At 61.5% G+C, this 18,658-nt stretch carries 12 protein-coding genes, 2 tRNA genes and 2 rRNA genes (1 of these 16 cut by a window edge); 7 read left to right on the top strand and 9 right to left on the bottom strand.

Annotated elements, in window-relative coordinates; translation table 11 throughout:
• The 4 genes from ACVWVY_RS01160 to ACVWVY_RS01175 form a co-directional block, all read right to left on the bottom strand.
• Window positions 1-344, bottom strand: a 23S ribosomal RNA gene (locus tag ACVWVY_RS01160) (it extends 2,502 nt beyond the left edge of the window).
• 415 nt (window positions 345-759) lie between these two features.
• Window positions 760-835, bottom strand: a tRNA-Ala gene (locus tag ACVWVY_RS01165).
• 35 nt (window positions 836-870) lie between these two features.
• Window positions 871-947 (bottom strand) — tRNA-Ile (locus ACVWVY_RS01170).
• A gap of 222 nt (window positions 948-1,169) precedes the next feature.
• A 16S ribosomal RNA gene (locus ACVWVY_RS01175) occupies window positions 1,170-2,660 on the bottom strand.
• The 16S and 23S rRNA genes sit together here with 2 tRNA genes alongside, the layout of an rRNA operon.
• An 844-nt stretch (window positions 2,661-3,504) precedes the next feature.
• Between ACVWVY_RS01175 and ACVWVY_RS01180 the strand changes: the two genes are divergently transcribed.
• Together ACVWVY_RS01180 and ACVWVY_RS01185 are read left to right on the top strand one after the other, a co-directional pair.
• Window positions 3,505-5,574, top strand: coding sequence for a peptidoglycan DD-metalloendopeptidase family protein (locus tag ACVWVY_RS01180; RefSeq protein WP_456624677.1), 2,070 nt, complete (start codon window positions 3,505-3,507; stop codon window positions 5,572-5,574).
• Window positions 5,575-5,740: 166 nt separating this feature from the next.
• Window positions 5,741-7,366, top strand: coding sequence for a Vgb family protein (locus tag ACVWVY_RS01185; protein ID WP_456624678.1), 1,626 nt, complete (start codon window positions 5,741-5,743; stop codon window positions 7,364-7,366).
• A gap of 104 nt (window positions 7,367-7,470) precedes the next feature.
• Here ACVWVY_RS01185 and clpB read toward each other — a convergent pair whose 3' ends face one another.
• Window positions 7,471-10,110, bottom strand: a complete 2,640-nt coding sequence (gene clpB / locus ACVWVY_RS01190) for an ATP-dependent chaperone ClpB (RefSeq protein ID WP_456624679.1) — start codon at window positions 10,108-10,110, stop codon at window positions 7,471-7,473.
• A gap of 219 nt (window positions 10,111-10,329) precedes the next feature.
• Here clpB and ACVWVY_RS01195 point away from each other — a divergent pair, with 219 nt between their 5' ends.
• Window positions 10,330-11,118, top strand: a complete 789-nt coding sequence (locus ACVWVY_RS01195) for an MOSC domain-containing protein (RefSeq protein WP_456632061.1) — start codon at window positions 10,330-10,332, stop codon at window positions 11,116-11,118.
• A 360-nt stretch (window positions 11,119-11,478) separates the two neighbouring features.
• The gene (locus ACVWVY_RS01200; RefSeq protein WP_456624680.1) at window positions 11,479-11,754 is read left to right on the top strand and encodes a hypothetical protein; all 276 of its coding nucleotides are present in this window, start codon (window positions 11,479-11,481) and stop codon (window positions 11,752-11,754) included.
• Between the two features lie 371 nt (window positions 11,755-12,125).
• On the opposite strand, the gene ACVWVY_RS01205 is transcribed toward ACVWVY_RS01200, so the two are convergent.
• Window positions 12,126-12,566, bottom strand: a complete 441-nt coding sequence (locus tag ACVWVY_RS01205; RefSeq protein ID WP_456624681.1) for a hypothetical protein — start codon at window positions 12,564-12,566, stop codon at window positions 12,126-12,128.
• A 226-nt stretch (window positions 12,567-12,792) separates the two neighbouring features.
• Here ACVWVY_RS01205 and ACVWVY_RS01210 point away from each other — a divergent pair, with 226 nt between their 5' ends.
• Window positions 12,793-13,647, top strand: coding sequence for a DnaJ domain-containing protein (locus tag ACVWVY_RS01210; RefSeq protein WP_456624682.1), 855 nt, complete (start codon window positions 12,793-12,795; stop codon window positions 13,645-13,647).
• A 54-nt stretch (window positions 13,648-13,701) separates the two neighbouring features.
• Here the strand turns inward: ACVWVY_RS01210 and ACVWVY_RS01215 are convergent, their stop codons facing one another.
• Entirely contained in the window at window positions 13,702-15,357 is a 1,656-nt protein-coding gene (locus ACVWVY_RS01215; protein WP_456624683.1) for a winged helix-turn-helix domain-containing protein, read from the bottom strand.
• A gap of 169 nt (window positions 15,358-15,526) precedes the next feature.
• Here ACVWVY_RS01215 and ACVWVY_RS01220 point away from each other — a divergent pair, with 169 nt between their 5' ends.
• The gene (locus tag ACVWVY_RS01220; protein ID WP_456624684.1) at window positions 15,527-15,754 is read left to right on the top strand and encodes a DUF1127 domain-containing protein; all 228 of its coding nucleotides are present in this window, start codon (window positions 15,527-15,529) and stop codon (window positions 15,752-15,754) included.
• 125 nt (window positions 15,755-15,879) lie between these two features.
• Here ACVWVY_RS01220 and ACVWVY_RS01225 read toward each other — a convergent pair whose 3' ends face one another.
• Complete coding sequence (locus ACVWVY_RS01225; protein ID WP_456632062.1) at window positions 15,880-16,500, bottom strand: TIGR02594 family protein; 621 nt, start codon at window positions 16,498-16,500, stop codon at window positions 15,880-15,882.
• Between the two features lie 511 nt (window positions 16,501-17,011).
• Between ACVWVY_RS01225 and ACVWVY_RS01230 the strand changes: the two genes are divergently transcribed.
• Window positions 17,012-17,896, top strand: coding sequence for an alpha/beta fold hydrolase (locus ACVWVY_RS01230; protein ID WP_456624685.1), 885 nt, complete (start codon window positions 17,012-17,014; stop codon window positions 17,894-17,896).
• Window positions 17,897-17,988: 92 nt separating this feature from the next.
• Here ACVWVY_RS01230 and metW read toward each other — a convergent pair whose 3' ends face one another.
• Complete coding sequence (metW, locus tag ACVWVY_RS01235; RefSeq protein WP_456624686.1) at window positions 17,989-18,657, bottom strand: methionine biosynthesis protein MetW; 669 nt, start codon at window positions 18,655-18,657, stop codon at window positions 17,989-17,991.
• Window position 18,658 lies beyond the last annotated feature (1 nt).

Here is an 18,658-nt window from a genome sequence, read left to right on the forward strand (position 1 = left end):
TTCGCTCGCCACTACTAACGGAGTCTCGTTTGATGTCCTTTCCTCCGGGTACTTAGATGTTTCAGTTCCCCGGGTTCGCTTAAAACCTCCTATTTTATTCGGAGATTTCATACCTTCACTTGATAACTGGAAATCCAAAACCTCGCGGCTTGGTCTCAAACATTGCTGTTCAAACCCCAAGATACGAGATCTTGGAGTTCCAGCTATCGAAGGTGGGTTTCCCCATTCGGAAATCCGTGGATCAAAGCTTCTTCGCAGCTCCCCACGGCTTATCGCAGCGTAGCACGTCCTTCATCGCCTCTCAGCGCCAAGGCATCCACCGAACACCCTTAAGGCACTTGATTGCTCTCATTATCAATGTCCACACACTCGGCAGAATGTTGTCCGTACAACTGCCTTGAGATCGAAACCTCAAAACGCGCACCCTCGATGAATGCTATGTACGGCCGGACAATGATTAGAAAGACCAGCTTGCTTCGTAAGATCAACCCGATAGCGAGGCGGTCAAGCTTCGCTAGAAAGATCATTTACAACTCACTCATCCCGCTCATCTTGCGATGAGCTGCGATGCGCGAGCGCCGAAATGACCTGGAGATTACGAATGAGATTCCGCAAAATTGCTTTTGCAGATCCCAAACTCGGATCGATCTCCTCTTTACGATGTCAGATATCACGCACGCCGCTGTCCATCCGGACCGCGCGTGCGAATTGATGTTTCGCGGACGATTATTCGAGGCTTTCTCGATCTTCGATTTCATCTGGTGGAGCCAGACGGGATCGAACCGACGACCTCATGCTTGCAAAGCACGCGCTCTCCCAGCTGAGCTATGGCCCCGTACCAGAAGACGAATGCTCCGCACTCGATCAAAGTGGTGGGCCTGGGAAGACTTGAACTTCCGACCTCACGCTTATCAAGCGCGCGCTCTAACCAACTGAGCTACAAGCCCCAAACGCTCCTTCCCGTGGAAGGATCAGGGACATGCTCGCGCGCAATCGGCTCGCGCCAATGCATCGCACAGCGCTAAGCCCTGGCGCGTGTTCGTCCGCGAAGAAAGAGAAACGAAGACGGCGAAATCCCGCCAATGCAGCTCAACAATCCTGACGATCGTTGGCCACTGATGTTTCTAAAACGGTTCGATAGAAGCAAGCTTCTGAAGAACCATCCTTAGAAAGGAGGTGATCCAGCCGCAGGTTCCCCTACGGCTACCTTGTTACGACTTCACCCCAGTCGCTGACCCTACCGTGGCCGGCTGCCTCCCTTGCGGGTTAGCGCACCGTCTTCAGGTAAAACCAACTCCCATGGTGTGACGGGCGGTGTGTACAAGGCCCGGGAACGTATTCACCGTGGCGTGCTGATCCACGATTACTAGCGATTCCAACTTCATGGGCTCGAGTTGCAGAGCCCAATCCGAACTGAGACGGCTTTTTGAGATTTGCGAAGGGTCGCCCCTTAGCATCCCATTGTCACCGCCATTGTAGCACGTGTGTAGCCCAGCCCGTAAGGGCCATGAGGACTTGACGTCATCCCCACCTTCCTCGCGGCTTATCACCGGCAGTCTCCTTAGAGTGCTCAACTAAATGGTAGCAACTAAGGACGGGGGTTGCGCTCGTTGCGGGACTTAACCCAACATCTCACGACACGAGCTGACGACAGCCATGCAGCACCTGTCTCCGGTCCAGCCGAACTGAAGAACTCCATCTCTGGAGTCCGCGACCGGGATGTCAAGGGCTGGTAAGGTTCTGCGCGTTGCGTCGAATTAAACCACATGCTCCACCGCTTGTGCGGGCCCCCGTCAATTCCTTTGAGTTTTAATCTTGCGACCGTACTCCCCAGGCGGAATGCTTAAAGCGTTAGCTGCGCCACTAGTGAGTAAACCCACTAACGGCTGGCATTCATCGTTTACGGCGTGGACTACCAGGGTATCTAATCCTGTTTGCTCCCCACGCTTTCGTGCCTCAGCGTCAGTATCGGGCCAGTGAGCCGCCTTCGCCACTGGTGTTCTTGCGAATATCTACGAATTTCACCTCTACACTCGCAGTTCCACTCACCTCTCCCGAACTCAAGATCTTCAGTATCAAAGGCAGTTCTGGAGTTGAGCTCCAGGATTTCACCCCTGACTTAAAGACCCGCCTACGCACCCTTTACGCCCAGTGATTCCGAGCAACGCTAGCCCCCTTCGTATTACCGCGGCTGCTGGCACGAAGTTAGCCGGGGCTTATTCTTGCGGTACCGTCATTATCTTCCCGCACAAAAGAGCTTTACAACCCTAGGGCCTTCATCACTCACGCGGCATGGCTGGATCAGGCTTGCGCCCATTGTCCAATATTCCCCACTGCTGCCTCCCGTAGGAGTTTGGGCCGTGTCTCAGTCCCAATGTGGCTGATCATCCTCTCAGACCAGCTACTGATCGTCGCCTTGGTGAGCCATTACCTCACCAACTAGCTAATCAGACGCGGGCCAATCTTTCGGCGATAAATCTTTCCCCGTAAGGGCTTATCCGGTATTAGCACAAGTTTCCCTGTGTTGTTCCGAACCAAAAGGTATGTTCCCACGCGTTACTCACCCGTCTGCCGCTGACGTATTGCTACGCCCGCTCGACTTGCATGTGTTAAGCCTGCCGCCAGCGTTCGCTCTGAGCCAGGATCAAACTCTCAAGTTGGACTTGAAACTTTAAACCGGCTGATCACAACGTTTGACGAGGTCCCACCATATTTATCGTCTGCGATTCACATCGCGGACGACGATGGTGTAACCTATGTAAACGTGTACCGCCGAAGTCTTTCGTCCAGCCCCGAAAGATGAAAACCGAAGTTTTCAAGCATTCGAGACTACGCAAGGACTCCGCCGTCCACGTTTCTCTTTCTTCATCTTCACTTGTCAAACAGCCCGGGATCGCTGGGACCCCATCCTTCCACTTCTGGAAGGTTCCCGCACACCTCATCCGACGACAAATAACAACCGATTGCTATCGGCTGTTAAGTCACTCATCGTAATGAGGAGCTTACGGGGCGCGAAAAGATGCGTTGGCCTCGGGGGCCAATGCATCGCCGCGCTCAGTGGCCGGGTTATAGGCCCGCCCGATCGGGGTTGTCAACGCCCATCGTCAACAAATTGTCGCATCACGGCGAAGAATTTTGCGACGCCAAGAAGTCCCTATGTTTCGGGCCTTTGGCCGCACTTGAGCCACATTCCTGCGACGTTCTGACTATAAGGTATGCAATGAATCGCCGGTGCCAGTGGGGGCTGCCGACGTGTTCAGCTACCCGGGACAGGCGGTCTCGAGGAACCCGTCGCCTTTCCCACGCGGCCAGGAAACTTCGAGAGATCTGCTCAGCATTGACGTTCGAGATTGTGGCCGGTCTTCTTCCGGCCTCTGATTCCCGAATTTTCATGCGTACGGCAACGCCATGCTCCGGAATCGTTCCCTTAAAAGGACGAAAACATGGGGTCTGGATCGGGCGAGGGTCTTGTCGGATGTCGATGGAATTTGGGGGGACACAGGGTTGAGCCAGAAGGCGCCACGCGGAAGCGGCTATGGACGCGAGACCGGGATCATCGATCTCGGTCACGAGCCGCCACTTTCCGTCGATGGCTCCGAGGCTGCGGTGATCGATCGCCGCCGTGTCTCCGTACAATGGTTTAGCGGCACTATCCTGACCGGTCTGTGCGGCGCGGCTCTCATCGGCGGCGCCGTTTTTGCGTCGCTCGACGGCGAAATGACCTTTGCCAAGGTGCCTGAGCGCGTCGAAGGCGCGTTGCGCGGGGCATTCAGCGCCAACGATCGCACCGCCACCCTTCACAAGAGCGACCGCCTGCCGCCGCCAGGCGAATCCACCGCCTCACGCAATGTGGTGAAGGTTTCGACCGTCACCCGCGTCGGCAACCGCGACGTGATGCGGGTGCGGCCGTTCGTCCGCATCTCCGGCAACCTGTCGATGACGACGAGCGAACTCAGCTCCAAGATCCCGCCGTTCAACGCCCAGCGCATGCTGACCGATGTCGGCACCACGACGCAGGCCGCCTCCGAGGATCCGAACAATCCCGAAGCCGTCGAACCCGACGCCGAGGTTTCCTTCGTTACCAAGGATCTCGCAACGGTGCTGCCGAAGGCGAAACTCGCCGCCGTGGTCGCGCTCGACGAAGTCTTGATGCGGGTACGCGATGCCGCGAACTGGCGCGGCTCGGGCGGCGTCCGCTACACATCGCTTGCCAATGCCGCAGCCGACGCCAGCGGCGTGCAGTCCGATCTCAAGCTCGCCTACGCCACCGAAGGCAACGTTTCCGATCCATATGCCGGCTTTGAAACCCGCGTGGTGCCGGAAAACGTCACTTTGCTGCCGAAGACCAAGGACCAGATCACCGGCGGCAACCCGTCCGGCGAACGTGTTCACGTCGTGAAGAAGGGCGACACGATCGCTTCGATCCTGCGTGACCTGGGCGCGACACCCGACGAAGCCAGGGCGGTTGCATTGACCCTTGGCCCCCGCGGCCGCGATGGCGGCCTGAAAGAAGGCCAGAAGGTCCGCATCCTGATGGCGCCCTCGGGGCTCGGCCCTGCCGCCCGCCTGCAGCCCTATCGCGTGATCGTCGCCAACGACACCACCGTCGAAGCCGTGGCAGCCCTGTCGGACGTCGGCAAATACGTCGCCGTCGACGTGCAGAGCATGAATACCGTCGCCGAGGCCGCTACCGGCAAGGACGACGATGACGATGACGAAGATGATGGCAGCGGCGTCCGGCTCTACCAGAGCATCTACGAGACCGCGATGCGCAATAAAGTGCCGGCCGCCGTGATCGAGGACATGGTCCGGATCTATTCCTACGACGTCGACTTCCAGCGCAAGGTGCAGCCAGGCGATTCCTTCGACGTATTCTTCGCCGGCGAGGACGAAGGCACGTCCAATACCGAAAAGACGGAAGTGCTGTTCGCCTCGCTCACCGTCGGCGGCGAGACCAAGAAATATTATCGCTTCGTGACCCCCGACGATTCCGTCGTCGACTATTATGACGAGACCGGCAAGAGCGCGAAGAAGTTCCTGGTGCGCAAACCCGTCAACAACGCCATCATGCGATCGGGCTTCGGCGGCCGCCGCCATCCGATCCTGGGCTATACCAAGATGCACACCGGCGTGGACTGGGCGACCCCCTACGGCACGCCGATTTTCGCCTCCGGCAACGGCGTGGTCGAGAAGGTCGGCTGGGAAGGCGGCTACGGCAAATATGTCCGCCTGAAACACAACAACGGCTACGAGACCGCCTACGGCCATATGTCCGCCTTTGCCAAGGGCATGGAGCCCGGCAAGCGCGTGCGCCAGGGCCAGGTGATCGGCTTCGTCGGATCGACGGGCATGTCGACCGGCGCCCATGTCCACTACGAAATCCTGGTCAACGGCCGCTTCGTCGATCCGATGCGCGTCAAGCTGCCACGCGGGCGCTCGCTCGAAGGCATGGTGATGACGAGCTTCGAAAAAGAGCGTGACCGCCTCGATACCCAGATGAACAACCGCGGCAGTGCGGCCCGTGTCTCCGAAGCCGCCGGCGCCGCGCCGCAGACGCGCCAGGTGAGCCGCTGAATCTGAGCCGCTGAGTCTTCGATGAAATCTTGAGCATCGGACGCGGCTTCTCACGCCGCGTGTCGGATTTATGGCGGCGGCCGCGCAGGCGCCCGACGGTTTCGTTTGCCAAACCGCCCGCCGCGACAAATACTGTCTCCCATAAAAATCCCCGGGAGGAAGCGTCATGACGAGCAGGCTCGCACTCGCAACGACTGTTGCGGCGATCGTTCTTGGAAACACGGCCGGCGCATCGGCGCAGACCTACGAAGTTACCAAGCTGGTTCCGGGATCGGCGTTTCACGGCGTGCACGGGCTCGGAATCGACAAGTCCGGCCGCCTGTTCGCTGGCAGCGTGGCGGGCGCCGCGCTCTACGAGGTCGATCGCAACAACGGCACGGCGAAGATTGCGGTCGCCTCCCCGGAAGGCATGGCCGACGACATCGCGTTTGCGCCCGACGGCACCATGGCCTGGACGGCCTTCCTCACCGGCGATCTCTATTCGCGCAAGGGCGACGGCCCGGTGAAGAAACTCGCCTCCGGCCTGCCCGGCATCAACTCGCTCGCGTTCCGCAAGGACGGACGGCTATACGCGACGCAAGTGTTCCTCGGCGACGCGCTCTATGAGATCGACGTCGAGGGCGTCAAACCGCCGCGCAAGATCATGGAGAAAATGGGCGGCCTCAACGGCTTCGAATTCGGACCCGACGACATGCTGTACGGCCCGCTGTGGTTCAAGGGCCAGGTCGCCAAAGTCGACGTCGACAAGGCCGAACTCTCCGTGGTCGCCGACGGCTTCAAGGTTCCGGCCGCGGTCAACTTCGATTCCAAGGGCAATCTCTTTGTGGTCGATACCGCGCTCGGCCAATTGGTGCGGGTCGATCCGAAGACCGGCACCAAGAAGATGGTCGCCCAGCTCAAGCCCTCGCTCGACAATCTCGCGATCGACGACAAGGATCGCATCTTCGTCTCCAACATGGCCGACAACGGCATCCAGGAGGTCGATCCGGAAACCGGCGCTGCCAAGCAGGTCATCATCGGCAAGCTGGCGCTGCCCGGCGGCATCGGCGTCGTCTCCGATGGCGGCAAAGACACTATCTACGTCGCCGACGTCTTTGCCTACCGCACCGTCGACGGTGCGACCGGCGAGGTCTCCGAACCGGCCCGCATGCATGCTGACGGCGTGACGCTGGAATATCCGATGAGCGCCACCGCCAAGGGCGATGATGTGCTGCTGTCGAGCTGGTTCACCGGCACGGTGCAACTGATCGACCGCAAGACCGGCAAGACCAGGGAGATGCTGCACGACTTCAAGGCGCCGCATGACGCGGTCAGGCTCGGCGACGGCAGCATTCTCGTCAACGAACTCGGCAGCAAATCGCTGGTCCGCGCCAGCGGCGAGCACGGCAAGGACCGCACCGTCGTGATCGGCGGCCTCGAGGGGCCGGTCGGCCTCGTCGCCGGATCGGGCGGCGCGGTTTATCTGACCGAGGCCTTTGCCGGACAAGTGTCCAAGGTGGAAGCCAACGGCGAGAGGTCCGTGGTCGCCAAGGATCTGAAGGGACCCGAGGGCATCGCAGTTGCGCCCGACGGCAAGCTGATCGTGGCCGAAGTCGGCGCCAAGCGGATCATCCAGATCGATCCGGCGAATGGCACCATCACCGAGATCGCCGCCAACTTGCCGATCGGATTGCCGGCCGCCCCCGGCGGACTGCCCAGCAACATTCCGACGGGTGTCGGGGTCGGGGCGACGGGGGTGATCTATTTCTCGTCGGATGTGGAGAACGCGATTTACAAGGTGGTGAAGAAGTAGGGGGCGCGGCGTCAGCAACTCAGGCCGGCCGCTGGCGGCTGCCGTGGATCAGGGATGAGACGCCCCGGCACGCACAGCGCGCGCCGGAGCACATCTCATTTAGGTCAGTTCAGTTTACGCTTCGGCACCGGCGTTTCGAACTGCGCGATCTCGGCGGTCTGCGGCACCCGGCCGTTGAAGGTCAGCACATTGCCTTCGCACGAGATCACGACGCGGTCGCCGTCGGCGATTTCGCCGGCGAGGATCATCTCGGCCATCGGATCCTGCAGGTGGCGTTGGATCACCCGCTTCAGCGGGCGCGCGCCATAGGCGGGATCCCAGCCCTTGGCGGCCAGCCAGTCGCGCGCCGCGGCATCCAGCGTCAGCGCGATCTTGCGATCCTCCAACAGCTTCTGCAGCCGCGTGAACTGGATTTCGACGATCCGGCCCATCTCGCTCTTCTGCAGGCGATGGAACAGGATGATCTCGTCGACACGGTTGAGGAATTCGGGCCGGAAATGCGCCCGCACCATCCCCATCACCTGCTCGCGCACTTCGGACGTATCCTCGCCTTCCGGCTGGTTCACCAAAAATTCCGAACCGAGGTTCGAGGTCATGATGATCAGCGTGTTGCGGAAGTCGACGGTGCGGCCCTGACCATCGGTCAGGCGGCCGTCGTCAAGCACCTGCAGCAGCACGTTGAAGACATCAGGGTGCGCCTTTTCGATCTCGTCGAACAGCACGACCTGATAGGGCCGCCGCCGCACCGCTTCGGTGAGCGCCCCGCCCTCGTCATAGCCGACATAGCCCGGCGGCGCGCCGATCAGTCGCGACACCGAATGCTTCTCCATGTATTCCGACATGTCGAGGCGAACCATCGCGGTCTCGTCGTTGAACAGATATTCCGCCAGCGCCTTCGTCAGCTCGGTCTTGCCGACGCCGGTGGGACCCAAAAACATGAACGAGCCCATCGGACGATTCGGATCCTGCAGGCCCGCGCGCGAACGGCGCACCGCGGTCGCCACCGCGCGCACCGCTTCGGCTTGGCCGACCACGCGCCGGCCGAGCTGGTCCTCCATCTTCAGGAGCTTGTCCTTTTCGCCTTCCAGCATCTTGTCGACGGGAACGCCGGTCCAGCGCGACACCACCTGCGCGATGTGGTTGGCGGTCACCGCCTCCTCCATCATCTCGCCGGGGTCTTCGTGGGCTTCGATGGATTCGAGCTTTTTCTCCAGTTCCGGAATCCGGCCATAGGCGAGCTCGCCCGCGCGCTGGAATTCACCGCGACGTTGCGCGTTCGCCAGTTCGATGCGCAATGCGTCGAGCTCGCTTTTCAGCTTCTGCGCGTCGGAGAGCTTGTTTTTCTCCGCGCTCCAGCGCGCCGTCAGCGCCGCCGATTTGTCCTCGAGATCGGCCAGTTCCTTTTCCAGGGCCTGCAGGCGGCTCTTGGAGCCGATGTCGGTTTCCTTCTTCAGCGCTTCCTGCTCGATCTTCAGCCGGATGATTTCCCGATCCATCAAATCGAGCTCTTCGGGCTTGGAATCGACCTGCATCTTCAGCCGCGCCGCGGCCTCATCCATCAGGTCGATCGCCTTGTCGGGCAGGAAACGGTCGGTGATGTAGCGGTTCGACAGCGTGGTCGCGGCGACCAGCGCGGAATCGGTGATGCGAACGCCGTGATGCTGCTCGTATTTGTCCTTCAGCCCGCGCAGGATCGAGATGGTATCCTCGACCGTCGGCTCGGAGACGAACACCGGCTGGAACCGGCGCGCTAGCGCCGCATCCTTTTCGACGTGCTTGCGGTATTCGTCGAGCGTGGTGGCGCCGATGCAATGCAGTTCGCCCCGCGCCAATGCGGGCTTCAACAGGTTGGACGCATCCATCGCGCCATCAGCCTTGCCGGCGCCGACCAGCGTATGCATCTCGTCGATGAACAGGATGATCGAGCCTTCGGCCGTGGTGACTTCCTGCAGCACGGCCTTCAGCCGCTCCTCGAACTCGCCGCGGTATTTGGCGCCCGCGATCAGCGCTCCCATGTCGAGCGAGAGCAGCTTCTTGTCCTTCAGGCTTTCGGGCACGTCGCCATTCAGGATGCGCAGCGCCAGGCCCTCGACGATGGCGGTCTTGCCGACGCCGGGCTCGCCGATCAGCACGGGATTGTTCTTGGTGCGGCGGGAGAGCACCTGGATGGTGCGGCGGATTTCCTCGTCGCGGCCGATCACGGGGTCGAGCTTGCCGTCGCGCGCGGCCTGCGTCAGGTCGCGGGCATATTTCTTCAGCGCGTCGTAGGCATTTTCGGCCGTCGCGCTATCGGCGGTCCGGCCCTTGCGCAACGCTTCGATCGCCGAATTGAGGCTTTGGGGCGTGACGCCGCCCTTGCCGAGAATGGTGCCGGCCTCGCCGCCCTTTTCGAGCGTGAGCCCCAGCAGCAGCCGCTCGACCGTGACAAAGCCGTCGCCGGCCTTCTCGGCGGCCTTTTCCGCCGCATCGAAGGCGCGCGCCATATCGGGCGCAAGATAGATCTGCCCGGCGCCGCTTCCCGAAACCTTCGGCAGCTTCTTCAGCGCATCCTCGGTCGCCTTGAGGATGGCGCGCGAGTTACCGCCGGCGCGGTCGATCAGACCGCCGGCCAGCCCCTCGCTGTCGTCAAGCAGCACTTTGAGCATATGCAGCGACGAGAACTGCTGATGTCCGTCGCGCAGGGCGAGCGATTGCGCGGACTGGACGAAGCCGCGCGAGCGCTCGGTGTATTTTTCAATATTCATTTTGTGATTCCCTCGGCCTACCGTCCTCACCCCTGAGGCATGATTACGGCATCTTCATTGGGGGATACGCGGACCGCATTGACATTCCTCAACCGGCCGCGGGTCGTCGCCCGCTTTTCAGGCTTGACGCAAATGTGGGCATCGCGGCGAAAAACGGAAGAGGCCCGGCCACAAATTTGGAACAGTGGCGTTGACAGGAGGAATCCCTTAAGAAACGCCATGCCTGCCACCGCCCTTTCCGCCCGGATCACCGGGATCTACCGCTACCCGGTCAAAGGCCTGACTCCGGAGCAGCTCAGCCGCACCGAACTGAAGCCCGGCCACACCCTTTTGGCCGACCGCCGCTACGCCATCGAGAACGGCCCCTCCGGCTTCGACCCGGCGGAACCAAAATGGCTGCCGAAGCCGCACTTCCTGATGCTGATGCGGGACGAATGGCTAGCCGGCCTTCGCACCCATTTCGACGATTCGAGCAACGTGTTCTCGATTAACCACAACGGTCAGATCGTGGCCCAGGGCAATCTCGCGACGCCCGAGGGCCGGCGGACAATCGAGAACTTCTTCGCCTCGACTTTTCCCGACCTGATCAAGGGGCCGCCGAAGGTGTTGGAAAGCCCGGGCCACAGTTTTTCGGATGTCGCCCGCAAAGTCGTCTCCATCATCAATCTCGCCAGCGTCCGCGCCATTGAGAACATGGTGGGCGCGCCGGTGCATCCGCTTCGCTTCCGCGCCAACCTCTATGTCGAGGGCTGGCCCGCGTGGCATGAATTCGACCTCCTCGACCACACGCTTGCGATCGGCGACGTGAGACTCAAGGTGGTGAAGCGCATCGTCCGCTGCGCCGCCGTCAATGTCGATCCGGATACGGCCGCGCGCGACCTTGCCATCCCGCAGGCGCTGCAGCGCCGGCTCGGCCATGCCGATTGCGGGATCTATGCCGAGGTGATCACGGGCGGCACGATCGGCGCCGAGGATGCGATCGCGGCGGAAGAGCCGCAGTTGCTGTAACTCGACTGCCGGGCTTATCCACGTCATTGCGACACCGCACGAAGTCGTCATAGCCCCGAAGGCGGGGTATCCAGCACGCTGCGGCCTGAAGACCGCGAAGGCACTCGGCTTTACGATCTCCGAAGCTTTCCTGCTGCGCGCCGACCGAGTGATCAAATAGTGATTTTGCTGCCGTGTCCGAGGCCAGCACTTCTCAGACGTGAACAAGCGGCCTGACGATATCGGTTATCGAGGGCAGCACGGACATCAGCCAGCCAGGTCGCGATGCCCCGGTGTGACCCAAAGCAGACAGCGCCGGTGTTCTTGCCATATAGTCCAGCATTCAGACGAGCGGGATGTCTGTTCGGAGGATTTGAGGTCATGCGCAGAACACGTGGATCATTACTCCTGGCTATCGCTGCTGTTCTTTTCAGCCCGCAGTTGCGGGCGCAACAGGTTGCCGCCGAAACACCGCAGACCGTGCTGTCGGCTCAGATTCGCACACAAGGTTTCACCTGTGAGAAGGCGCTCGGCGCCACCAGGGACAAGAAGCGCTCCCGGCCGGACCGCGCCGTCTGGGTCCTCAAATGCACCAACGCGACATACCGGGTGACACGCGCCCCCGACATGGCGGCGAAGGTCGAACCGCTACCATGAGTAAATGACCTTCCGCCAAAACGGGCGGTCGACGGATATCCGACGACTACGGCGTCCTCTCTCCGTCAGCGGCGTAGGGTGGGCAAAGCGAAGCGTGCCGACCGTGCTCGTACCGAGGACCGAATGAAGCCAGTTTAGATTTAATTCATCGTAATTGTTAGAAGTCGATTCAAATTTTCCGTTCATGGTTGCCGCGCTCCGCGAAATCTTTAGCTAAGCGCGTTTGATCGGAAATCATTGTCATGGCGATCCCAGGTGGAGCGCTTCGTTTTCAGGATTCTTGCGAGGTAGCAGGCGAGCGGCAGCATACCGCCAGCCTGAAATCGTTCGCGCCAAAACTTCTGACCATCTGCGTCATCTTGTGCGCGACGTCATTTGCCGGTTGTGCGCGCAATCCGGCGCAACGTGAAGCCGGTCCGACGCTGACGCTGCACGAAGGCAAAGCGTCTCCCGTCCGGGCTCCCGTACGCATCCGCCGATACTCCGAACCATACCGATATGCCGAACCAAAAATCCGGCGGCCGGACCTGGCGTTGCTGTCGCCGCAGCCCGACCCCGATTGCGAGTTCAAACGATCCGACCTCAAGACCGTCGATCCGGATGAATGGGCCCGCCTGAAGGTCGAGTACGAACGGCAGTGCTATCTGGATGCGGAGAAAACCGCACGCGCGCGCCTCGCCCTGCTGCAGGCGTCCAGCACATGCGAAATCGAGCCGGTCCGGCAACGAAAACCGGTTCGATAGCAATCCGCGCAGCCACGCGACGGGCCAGGCATCGTCACCGGTGACCGCGTCAGCGGCGCTCCCGCCCACGCCGTCTATTTCCGCAATCTACGCAAGAACGATCGATCTGCATCCACCCTGGCTAGCATTTTCCCCATGCCTGCGGTGCGCAGCCGTTCTCCGTTTGGTCTTGGTTTTGCCACGCCAACCCTTCACGCTTTTCGCCAGTGGGATTTTCCGCTGGTTGCGCCTTGATTGAGGCGTCGACCCATATGGTAAAATTTATCGAGTAGCATCCGCATTTCAGTGAGCTCTAATGACAACTCTTTACGATTTGTTGGGGGCGCTTCCGGACGACGACGCGGACGGTCTCAGAGCTGCGTTCCGTAAGGCCGCGAAGGCAAGTCATCCCGACGTCAATCCCGGCAACCCGGAAGCTGCAGAGAGATTCAGGCGGATTGTCCGCGCCAACGCCATACTGAGCGACGAGCAGCAGCGGGCGGCCTATGACCAGCTGCTCGAAGTCGCACGCCGGCAGCAACGTCAGGCGCCAAAGCGCAGCGCGATCCGCAGGCTGGCCGCTGACGCAATCGCGAGTGCCGCCGTCTCCGTCGTGCTCGTCGGGGGTTACTTTCTGTTCAAGCCCGTCGACGGGCGGTCCATCGCTTCGGCGCAGGTGACCGATATGTCCAGCATGTCCAGGCGCGAACCCGCACCGGCGCCCACCGCGACCGAATTATCGGACGCACACGGCCGAACCTCCGGGCAACACGACCGGCCCGCCGTCGTGGGGACCGGTATCAAGTTCGACGTGAACCCGCGAAACGTCGAAGCGCCGGCCAAACCAGAAGGCATTGCACCTGCGGCGACGACAGGCATCGCTCTTGCAAGCGCCCATGCTTCCTCGGCTCCCGAGTCCGGCATCAAGGACGCCAAATACTATTTGGAACGGGGCACCTTGGCGTATCGCAGCGGAGATCTGTACATTGCGCTCGCCAATTTCGACCTGGCAATAGATAGAGATCCCGGTTTGTCGGATTCCTACATCAATCGCGGCATTGTCTTCCATCGCCTGGGCGACCTGAAGCGCGCATTGTCCGACGTCGCCGAGGCCAAGCGCATCGATGATCTGAATAGAAAGAAGTCCGCTTCGGGGGCACGCGCGCCCTGAAGCTGGCGGCTTGGGGTGGACAAAGCCGCGCTGCCGTTGGACCCATATCTGGCATCACCCCTCTGGCACCCCGGCCATGCGCATGCCCTGATATAAGCGCTCGCGTCTGGCAAGATAGATCGGGTTGTTGCTCGGAGAGCTAACGCGGTAGCGCTGGATCGAAAAGTTTGGGTCGAGCGCAAGTCCCGCTTTGGCAGCGGCCCGCGCCTGGTCCAGGTGCCCGAGGAGCGCCAAGCTGGCAGCGAGTATGAAATGCCCGATGGGAAAATTGCGGTTGGCCTCGAGGCCACGACGTAGCCAGACGACCGCTTCGGCGTAAGCGCCATGCCACAGCTTGGCGACCGCGACAAACGTCATCCACCGATAGGCGAAGATATCGCGAGGAGAGAGGCGGAACGCCTCATGGACGTGGGCCTCGGTCTCCTCGCCGTGACCAAGAAAAAGCTTGGCGAGGCCGATGAACCCATGCGCATTGGCCAAATTTCGATCCAGAGCCAACGCTTGCTCGCATTTGGAAATTCCCTGGGCCACACGGTCCGTAAAAATATGCACAACACCCAGATACATGTGGGCCTGCGCGTGCCATGGGGCCATGGACAGAGCCTTGATCAAGGCCGCCTCGGCAGAGGCGAGGGACGCGGCTCGGTGGTCGGTAGAAAAGTAAGCGCCGCTATTGAAGTCGACTATCGCCGTGCCAACCAGTGCTTCGATACTGCCGGGATCGAGCGCCAGCGCCCGTTCGAAAAAGCCGCGTGCTTGCGTCATGTGTTCGGGGGTATCTCCCTTGTTCACGCAAGCCATGCCCTGGAAATACAGGTCCATCGCATCCGGATGCAGCGAACGTTCCGCCCGCAGCGCCTCGGCGGCCATAAGTTGGGCATTCAGCGTGTTTGCCAGTCTCGACACGATTTCGTCCTGCATGTCGAACAGGTCAGCAACCGGCTTGTCGAAGCGTTCGGCCCAAAGGTGATTGCCGGTTTCAGCGTCGATCAACTGCACACTCACCCGGAACCGGTTGCCGCCACGCTGCACCGAGCCTTCGAGCACGTAGCGGACGTTCAACGCGCGTCCGAGCTTTTTGAGATCAACCGCCGTTCCCTTGTAGGTAAATGCGGTATGTCGGCCGATCACGAGCGAGCCGCTGATGCGCGACAGATCCGTGGTCAGGCTCTCGGTCACACCATCGACGAAATAGTCTTGTTCGGGATCGCCGCCGAAATTGGCAAACGGCAGAACGACGATGGATAGATGCGGCGCCGACGCCGGGGTTGGCGTGGTGTCGCCACTGTGCACCGCCGAGCCAAGTCCTCCGACCACGGCATCGGCCCGTCCCGAACGGACGACGTTGTCGAGGTTCGGTTCGCCGAGACCCGCGGCGCCTTGCGTAACTGCGACCCTCTGCGCTTCCTGCACTGCACCAACGAAGCGGAAGCCTTTGCGCGGCAGTGTCCTGATTAGGCGCTGTTTCTCGCCGGAATCGCCGATCGCGCTCCGGGCGGCATTCAGGCGGGTCGTCAGCGCTGCATCTGAGACGATGCGTCCGCCCCAAACGGCGCCGATGAGGTCGTCCTTGCTGACGACGCGCCCCCTGTTGCGGATCAGGTAATCGAGCAGGTCGAACACCTGTGGCGCGATAGAGACCAAATCCGCCCCGCGATGCAGCTCGCGCCGGTCCGTGTCGAATGCATAATCCTCGAAGAGATAGCGCAAACTGCCATTCCCCCCTGGGTAGCCATCGGATCGTCGAGAGGCGCTCTAACGGGGACTGAAACGCAAAGAATAAGCCCGCGGTAAGGAAAATGTAAGCCGTTCATCAAGCGCGCCAGTCCTTGCCTTGGCAAGGTTCTTCAAGCCGGAACGCGGCTCGAGAGGTGCAGCAATGAGCACGATCCACGATGCAACCGAGTTAGGACAGTCCGTAGTTGCGCAGAACGCATTCGGCTTACTCAGGAGATGCCGGGCGGCGTTTCAGGAGAGGCGCGAGCGTGCGAGGCTACGAACGGCGCTGAACGACTTGAGCGACCAGGAGCTCCAGGATATCGGCATTGCGCGCGGCGCGATCGACTATGTGGCGATGAACCGCTCTTTCGATCCGCGAGGTGTCTGATCCAGTAGTCCGGTGGATGCCTGATTATTTCGAGGGTCGGCCGCGGCCGGATGCCCAGCCATCGGCGCGATGGCGTCCCCTCCCCGCCAGAACGGGGAGAGGTCGCGACGCTAATGCAATCCGCTTCAGTTCGTTGGCATGACGTAGGCGTAGATCCGGCCGCGCGAGACCGGGGCTTCGCGGACGCGGTTGCCGTTATTGCCGGAGATCATGATCGGATTGCCCTTGGCGTCGATGCCGGTGATGATGCCGACATGGCCGCCGCGGCGGCCGCGCGTCATCACCGCAATCGCGCCGACCTGCGGGCCGGAAACGCGCTGGCCGTATTTCGCGAACGAGCTCGCCATGTCCGAGCCGGTGCCGCGATAGCCGGTGTGCTGCAGGACCATGTTCGTGAACCGCGCGCACCACAGGCTGCCGCGTCCCGTGGGGTTGCCGCCGAGATGGCGGCGCGCTTCGGCGACGACGTTCGATGAGGTGAAGCTGGAAGCCATCGCACCGCCGGCCGGCGTCACGGTTGCATTCGACCCGACGCTTGCATCCGCAGCGACGCTTGCGTTCGCGGCGACGCTTGCGTTGGCGTTGGCAAGACCGCGCGCCTGCATCTGCGCAACGCCACGCTCCCAGCGCGATGCGTGCGCGGCTTGCCGGAGCCGGGCACGATGGCCACGGCCGGCGCGCGCTTCCGCGACGACGTTGGGCGAGCCGAAGCCGCCGGACGCACCCGTCTGGGGGCTGCTTTCCATGAAGTTCGGGTTGCCGTCGGCAAAGCCGCCGGCCTGCATTTGCGGCGCGCTACGCTCCCAGCGCGACACCTGGGCCGAATGGCGATGGTGGCGATAGGCGTAATGATGCTTGGCGTGATGGGCCCGGGCGTGTCGCCCTGCGCCGTGGTGAGGCCGTGCCGAAGCCGGAGAGACAAATGCGACGATGGACACCGAACACAATGCCAGCGCCATGAAACGAAGCGACCGGCGAAACGCAAACAACTGACGCATACTTGATCCTCTGTGGCACCCCCACACGTCCCCTTTGCGTTCGTCTACGAACGAACGCGGGCGGCGTTTTGCGTTGCGATGTGACCAGACGAAGATTTCATGTGGCGACGCGGAAACAATTTCGGGGTGATTCCGCGATTATTCGATGGCGAAAATGAACCGATTTTGCCGTATTGCAGCCGCGAGAATTAACTGCAACTTTGCCGGCCGGCCACGCAAGGAAGTTGCGTGAAAACAAGAAAATGGAGAAGAATCCAAAATGCCCTATGCCGTCGCCAAGGATAACGCCAAGGATAACGTTCGCCTGCACTATGAAGAGGCGGGAAGCGGGACGCCGATCATCTTCCTGCACGAGTTCGCGGCCGACCACACCAACTGGGAGCCGCAGATGCGCTACTTCTCGCGCGGCCACCGCTGCATCGCCTATTCGGCGCGCGGCTACACGCCATCTGACGTGCCGCCTGACGCCGCCGTCTACACCTACAAGCACTTCTATACCGACGCGCTCGCCGTGCTCGATCACCTCGGCATCGCCAAAGCGCATTTCGTCGGCCTGTCGATGGGCTCCTATTCGTCGCTGCAGATCGGCCTCCATGCGCCGGAGCGCGCGCTGTCGATGACGCTCGCCGCCGTCGGCTCGGGCTCTGCCATCGAGCATCTCGATGCCTTCCGCGCGCAGTGCCGGGCCAACGCCGAGCAGTATGAGGCGATCGGCTCGGTCGAAGTTGCAAAAGTGACGCGAGAGGCGCAGAGCCGGATTCCGTTTTTGCTGAAGGACCCGCGCGGCCACGCCGATTTCTACGCTGCGCTGGCGCGGCATGACGCCAAGGGCTCGGCGAACACCATGCGCGGCTTTCAGGGCGGGCGGCCGTCGATTTACACGATGACGGATGCGATCAGAAGCGTGCCGACGCCGGCGCTCATCCTGTGCGGCGATGAAGACGACAATTGCATCGGGCCAAGCCTGTTTCTGAAACAGCATCTGCCGGCGGCGGGGCTCTCGTTCTTTCCGAAGTCGGGCCACGTGCTCAATTTGGAAGAGCCGGCGCTGTTCAACGAAATGGTGGAGCGCTTCATCGCGCTGGTCGAGGCCGGGCGGTGGCCGGTGCGGGATGCGCGGTCGCTGGTGAAGGCGGCGGTCTAACCGTCATTGCGAGGAGCGAAGCGACGAAGCAATCCATCTATCCCCACGTGGCGCTATGGATTGCTTCGCTTCGCTCGCAATGACGGCGGCGGCTACTTCCCCGCCCCGCCCCTGCTTAGCAAAAACACGCCCTGCTCGCCGAACATGTTCCAGACCCACCAGGGCAGGGTCAGCGGCACCGGGCGGCCATAGAGATCGAGCGCCACCGCGCGCTCCATCTTGACATTGATCTCGTCGCAGAGCTGCACGAAATCCTTGATGGTGCAGAAGTGGATGTTCGGCGTGTCGTACCAGGTCGCGGGGAGATTTTCGGTGCGCGGCATGTGCCCGCCGACCAGCAATTGCAGCCGCATCTTCCAGAAGCCGAAATTCGGGAATGAAACGACCGCGCGCCGGCCGATGCGCAGCAGGTTTTCCAGCACCGCTTTCGGCTTCCGCGTGGCCTGCAGCGTTTGCGACAAGATCACGTAATCGAACGCGTCATCGGGATAATTGACGAGGTCGGTGTCGGCGTCGCCCTGCACCACCGCGAGCCCCTTGGCGACGCAGCGGTTGACGCCCTCGCGCGACAGTTCGATGCCGCGGCCGTCGATGCCACGGCTCTCCAGAAGCTGCAGCAGTTCTCCGTCGCCGCAACCGACGTCGAGCACTTTTGAACCAGCCGGAATCATTTCCGCGACCAGCAGATGATCGGTGCGGTACTTGCCCGTGCGATCGGGCGTGACGCCGCCAAGTGGCAAAGCGTGTTCCTGAAGCGCCATG

This window comes from Bradyrhizobium sp. URHC0002 (genome assembly GCF_054059515.1).

Excerpts from the sequence above, each read along its gene's own strand:
- ACVWVY_RS01210 (WP_456624682.1), top strand. The coding sequence starts at position 12,793 with ATGACAACTCTTTACGATTTGTTGGGGGCGCTTCCGGACGACGACGCG.
- clpB (WP_456624679.1), bottom strand. The coding sequence starts at position 10,110 with ATGAATATTGAAAAATACACCGAGCGCTCGCGCGGCTTCGTCCAGTCC.
- ACVWVY_RS01225 (WP_456632062.1), bottom strand. The coding sequence starts at position 16,500 with ATGGAAAGCAGCCCCCAGACGGGTGCGTCCGGCGGCTTCGGCTCGCCC.
- ACVWVY_RS01230 (WP_456624685.1), top strand. The coding sequence starts at position 17,012 with ATGCCCTATGCCGTCGCCAAGGATAACGCCAAGGATAACGTTCGCCTG.
- ACVWVY_RS01200 (WP_456624680.1), top strand. The coding sequence starts at position 11,479 with ATGCGCAGAACACGTGGATCATTACTCCTGGCTATCGCTGCTGTTCTT.
- metW (WP_456624686.1), bottom strand. The coding sequence starts at position 18,657 with ATGGCGCTTCAGGAACACGCTTTGCCACTTGGCGGCGTCACGCCCGAT.
- ACVWVY_RS01195 (WP_456632061.1), top strand. The coding sequence starts at position 10,330 with ATGCCTGCCACCGCCCTTTCCGCCCGGATCACCGGGATCTACCGCTAC.
- ACVWVY_RS01185 (WP_456624678.1), top strand. The coding sequence starts at position 5,741 with ATGACGAGCAGGCTCGCACTCGCAACGACTGTTGCGGCGATCGTTCTT.
- ACVWVY_RS01220 (WP_456624684.1), top strand. The coding sequence starts at position 15,527 with ATGAGCACGATCCACGATGCAACCGAGTTAGGACAGTCCGTAGTTGCG.